We start from the raw sequence: 4,720 nt of genomic DNA, 5'->3' as shown, positions 1-4,720 counted from the left end.
GGATGGTCCGTCTGCATGGCCTGCAGCATGTCGTACGCCTCGGCCCCGCGGCATTCGCCGATGACGATGCGATCGGGACGGCGTCGCAAAGCAAGCGTCACCAAATCACGCATGCTCACCGCGCCCTCGCCCTCTGCGTTCTCCTCGCGCGTCTGCATGCGCTCCACATGAGGCGACAGTAGCCTCAACTCCGGAGTGTCCTCTATGGTGATGACGCGCTCGTCGGGCGGAATGAACCCCGAAAGCGCGCCGAGCAAAGTGGTCTTGCCCGACCCCGTCCCCCCTGATATGACCATGGGGCAGCGAGATTGCACCGCCGAGCACAAGAACTCGGCCATGACCTCCGAAAGGGTCCCGACGCTGATCAAATCGCCGATCCCCAGCGCATCGGCCGAGAACGTTCTCACGTTGAGCGCCGGCCCGTCCGGCGCCACGGGAGGAACCACGTAGGTTGCGCGGGCACGGCCTCCCGGCAGCATAGCGCATCCCATGGCATGGGATTCGTCGCAGCGCATGCCCGCCTGCTCGGCAATCCTGTTGATGATGCGCCGAACGTGCTGCGCGTCGTCGAACACCACGTCGGGCCTGCGCTCGATCATCCCAGCCCGCTCGACGTACACCACGGGGTCCCGAAAAGGCAGCGCGGGATCGGACGCGTCGACGCCCCCTCCGTTCACCATGATCTCGGTGATGGAGGCATCTTCGAGAAGCGGCTGCAGCGGCCCGTAATGGAGGAAGTCGTCTATCATGGCCTGCGCAAGCGCTTCGGATTCCAAAGGTGACAGGAAAAGCCCCCAATCCCGAGCAGCCGCGCCCACCGCGCTCCTGATCAAAGATTCGACCGCCGCCTCGTCGAACTGCCCGCCTCGCAGCTGAAGGGCCACCTCGTCGCGCACGGCGCCCTTCAGCGAACGCTCGATCGCCCTATCCACGATCATCGCCTCCAAGCAGGGCGTCTTCCGAGGAAATCATCACCAAACTCACCCGCCCGGCGTACTGGGCCTCGCGAATCGCATCGGCCTCCTCGGGCTTCACCTCCACCGTAACCGAAGCGTACGAGCCGTCGCTGGACGCGGCGGCGTCGCCTACCGCAAGCACCCGCGCCTGCGCGCACAACGTGGAAAGAACGGAGGCTCCCGAAGAAGAGCCTTCGGCTGAAACCACGCGCACCGTGTCATGCACGCCGATACGACCGGCAAGGCCCGTTTCCGCATCCACCCCCACGGTAACCGCTTCCATCCCGGCATGAAGGCGAGCCGACAAGCGACCGCCATCGGCGGAACCTGCGACGAACGAAGGCAGCACCTGCGTTCCAGCAGCCATGTCCACGAGCGCGCACCTGCCCTCGAGGCCTTCCTGGCCCATCTGAGCAAGCCCGATAGCCTCGGACGCGCGATACGCGGCGGGTATGTCCTTCTCCACGAACGACTCCGACGTCAGCACGTCGCCCGCGCGAATGTCGGTGGCGGCCACTAACACGGGGGCCGCTCCGGCCGTCGCCTCCTCGACCGCCGATGCCGAAGCCGCCCGCGCCCACAAACCGTAGACGATCGCCGCGAACGACACGGCGACCGACACGGCGACCAGCGCGGCAAGCATCCGCACGCGCCGGTACGTTCGCTGCGAACCATCCGGCAACCGAGCGCCGGAAGGGCGAGGCTCGACCGAAGGGGAATCCGGCGCCTGCGCAACCGGCCCGCCTCGATCGAAGCCTCCGTATCGGGACGTCCGTGCAGACGCGCCGTCCGCTTGCGCATCGGCAGCCTTCGACGCTCGCTGCGCGAACCCTCCTTTTCGAGTCGAGGGTCGCAAACCGTCCATCGTCATTTCAACGCTCCTTCCCTTTACGCGGCCTGCCGCTCTGGCAGCGCCGAACGCAACGCCTCCACCAAGGGAGCGGGATACTCCTCCAACGACCCCATGGGAACGAACGAAACGCCGTTCGATCCCGCATCCGCCCCGTACCTGCCGCACCGTCGTTCATCCGGCCGCCATGCGCGCTCGCTCGCGTAGGGCACGGCCACCATCACCTTATGCGAGGCGACGGGCAGGCTGGGCATCCCGAAGCCGCGCGCGAACACCGTAGGAGCATCCTCTTCAAGCTGAACCCCTATCCCCCAAAGCCGCTCGGACGACGGCAGCAAAGATTCCGCCGCTTCGTAGAACCACACCGTTGCAGAACCGGCGAACCCTTCCTCCCGGGCCGTGCGAACAACAAGCTCGGCAACCTCCCGTCCCGGATCCTCGACGTTTTTTGCGTACAAGGCGAACGTCGGATCCATACAGGCCGAGCGAACCGCATCCAGCGCGTTCTCCTGCCTTGCTTTCGCGGCGTACGCAATCCCCTGGTCGATAGCGAACGACAAGACCGAGAAAAGGAAGAACAGCGCGATCACCGCAAGGGGCAGCATGTTCGCCGTCTCGTTGCAGCGCAACCGGCGGCTCACGACGCCCTCCCCAGTTGGATCTCGACCGCGCAGCCTTCGACGTAGCGGCAATCGACTTGGCGAGCGAACGAGCGACCGCTCAAGCCGGGCACATCCAGGATCGAGGGAACGTCGTAGCGCACCTCGTAGGAAAGAGCCGTCACCTTCGAGCGGCGATCGACAGGCTCGCCGGAAGCCGAGAAGCCCGCCGCCTCAACCTCCTCGGAGCGGGATAGGACCCGATCGACGCTCAAGTTCTCAGGATTCAACTGCGTAGCCGAGCCCAAGATGCCCGCCTTGACGAAAGCTTCTTTGTCGGCGGCATGCCGCAGCCCGGCCACGTCGAGCTGACGGCACGCCCGAACGATATCGGACGACAGCTGGGTTGCCGCAAGCATCATGCCGCCCACCTGCATGGTCGAGAACACCACCAGCAGCAGCAACGGCGCCGCAACCGCGAACTGCACCGTCTCGCTCCCTCTATCCGAGCGAATCATCAAAACCCCCTTCCCTACCCTTCGACGACAGCTCCGGCCGAACGGGATTCGTACGAAAACCGCTCCTCGGCATTGCCCGCTACCGCAGCCAACGCATTCCCTATCGGCGTGAGATACCGCCCTTCAAGGCGCACGGCAACCTCGACGGGCTGACGCAGAAGCCGCACCGGACGCGTCTCGAACGACTCGCCCGCATCCATGTAAACGTGATGATCGTAAGAGACGACCTCTTCGGCTTCGTATTCCACGACAACGTCCACGGCAAGCCCTTCGGCGCCTAAGGCGGGCGCGGCCCTGAGCGCCGCATCGTACGCGATCGGCGTCGCACCTCCGGCAGGCGCCGTCGAGACAGCCGCGCATGCCGCATGAGCCGCATCGTCCACTGCAACCCGCAAGAACACCGCACGCCCGACATCGAGAATCCCGCACAGGAACACCAACAGGATCGGAAGCGACACCACGAACGCGACGACGCTTCCTCCCTGTTCGGCGCATGCCTGCGCGCGGCTTTTGCGCAGCGGAACGCACAGGCCGCAAAACCTCACGCCGCGCCCGAAGTGACCTTCGAGAACATATCGGTCACCGACGTGCCCGCCTTGGTGATGGCGCTTTGGATGTTGCCCTGCAGCAGAATCAACGCCGCGCCCAAGCCGACCGCGAACCCCAGCACGATGACCGTTTGAACGATTTCCGAACCGCCGTCTTCCTCCCCGCGAACCAAAAGCGCCTTGACCTTGCTCTGCTTCGACCATACGTTCTCCTGCTTTTCCATAACTCCTCCTTGATTCGGCTTCGCCAACGCCCGACAGCGCCGGCTCCTTTACATGCATACGGCAACGTATACGCCGCCGATCAGCCACAATGCTAAAAACGGTGCCATGGGGATACCGTCGCGAAGCGAGAGCTTGCGCGTTGCCAAGCCCACTGCCGCAACCACGCCGGCGCTTGCGTAGCACGCTGCCAGCCCCACCGGCGCCGCCGCCCCGGTAGCCAGGGAAAGCGACGCCATGCACCGCACGTCGCCGTGCCCGATCGGGGCCGCCCCGCGCGCACCCCACCAACGGTTCACGGCGAAGCACGCCGCAACCACGACCGCCCCGAACGCGCATCCGGCGCCCATGCTTGCAACGCCCGCCCACGACGCCTGAAACGCCGCCCCCGCAACAGCCAGCGCAATGCAGCATTCGAGCGGCAGCATGCGAGCGCGAAGATCGCACGCAACGGCCGCCAGCATGAAGAACGCGCACACCGCCAGGCATGCTGACGGCACCGCAGGCAAGCCCGTAAGAACGATCGCGACGCCCGATGCAGCTCCAGCCAGCGCAAGCGCCGCCCTTTTGCGCGGGGTTGCCGGAAAGGAGCACCGCTTTTCCTGCTCGCGCTCCGTGCGCGCCGCGCTCGCGGGCGACACCTCCAAGCCTGCTTCCTTCAACGCTTGAACCCGCTCCTGCGCAAGGCATCCCGACCGGGCAGCCCTCAGGGCGTCTTCGAGCCACAAAGCCACGGCCCCCTCCTCGCCCCGCGCCGACACCGACAACGGCCGATCGGGAAAAGCCCGCTTGAACGACCGGTATCCTTCGAAGGACTGCCACCACCAGGTTGTCGCACGGTCGTACGCCCGCTTCAACAGCGCATCCGCCGCCCAGGGAACCGAACGCCACCCCAGCGCTGCGCCGACAAGAGCGGCAAGTACCAGGCCGAGCGCAGCGTGCCCGGTCATGCTTTCTCCATCGTCGGGGACAGCATGCGCGAATCGATCATCGAGGCGCGCACGTGGCTGCCGTGCGAAGGACGGCG

At 65.8% G+C, this 4,720-nt stretch carries 7 protein-coding genes; all 7 read right to left on the bottom strand.

Features of this window, described 5'->3' with window-relative positions; all coding sequences use genetic code 11:
* The coding region (locus ACMNI9_RS05800) for a CpaF family protein (RefSeq protein ID WP_418831219.1) at positions 1-932 on the bottom strand (932 nt) is incomplete at its 3' end.
* Entirely contained in the window at positions 925-1,827 is a 903-nt protein-coding gene (gene cpaB / locus ACMNI9_RS05795) for a Flp pilus assembly protein CpaB (RefSeq protein WP_418831218.1), read from the bottom strand. The genes cpaB and ACMNI9_RS05800, both read right to left, overlap by 8 nt.
* 17 nt (positions 1,828-1,844) lie before the next feature.
* Entirely contained in the window at positions 1,845-2,447 is a 603-nt protein-coding gene (locus ACMNI9_RS05790) for a hypothetical protein (RefSeq protein ID WP_418831216.1), read from the bottom strand.
* Positions 2,444-2,923 (bottom strand): TadE/TadG family type IV pilus assembly protein, encoded by a 480-nt coding sequence (locus ACMNI9_RS05785; RefSeq protein ID WP_418831215.1) that lies wholly within the window; start codon positions 2,921-2,923, stop codon positions 2,444-2,446. The genes ACMNI9_RS05790 and ACMNI9_RS05785 overlap by 4 nt, the downstream gene beginning before the upstream one ends.
* Positions 2,924-2,937: 14 nt before the next feature.
* Positions 2,938-3,468 carry a TadE/TadG family type IV pilus assembly protein gene (locus ACMNI9_RS05780; RefSeq protein WP_418831214.1) on the bottom strand — a complete coding sequence of 177 codons (531 nt, stop codon included), beginning with the start codon at positions 3,466-3,468 and terminating at the stop codon, positions 2,938-2,940.
* Positions 3,465-3,695, bottom strand: coding sequence for a hypothetical protein (locus tag ACMNI9_RS05775; RefSeq protein WP_114566236.1), 231 nt, complete (start codon positions 3,693-3,695; stop codon positions 3,465-3,467). Before ACMNI9_RS05775 ends, ACMNI9_RS05780 begins: the two co-directional genes overlap by 4 nt.
* A gap of 48 nt (positions 3,696-3,743) precedes the next feature.
* Entirely contained in the window at positions 3,744-4,643 is a 900-nt protein-coding gene (locus ACMNI9_RS05770; protein ID WP_216528764.1) for a prepilin peptidase, read from the bottom strand.
* Positions 4,644-4,720: the final 77 nt, after the last annotated feature.

The sequence above is a fragment of the Paraeggerthella sp. genome (genome assembly GCF_048427265.1).
GTDB classification, from domain to species: Bacteria; Actinomycetota; Coriobacteriia; order Coriobacteriales; family Eggerthellaceae; genus Paraeggerthella; species Paraeggerthella hominis.
This window is presented reverse-complemented; position numbering and strand designations above follow the sequence as displayed.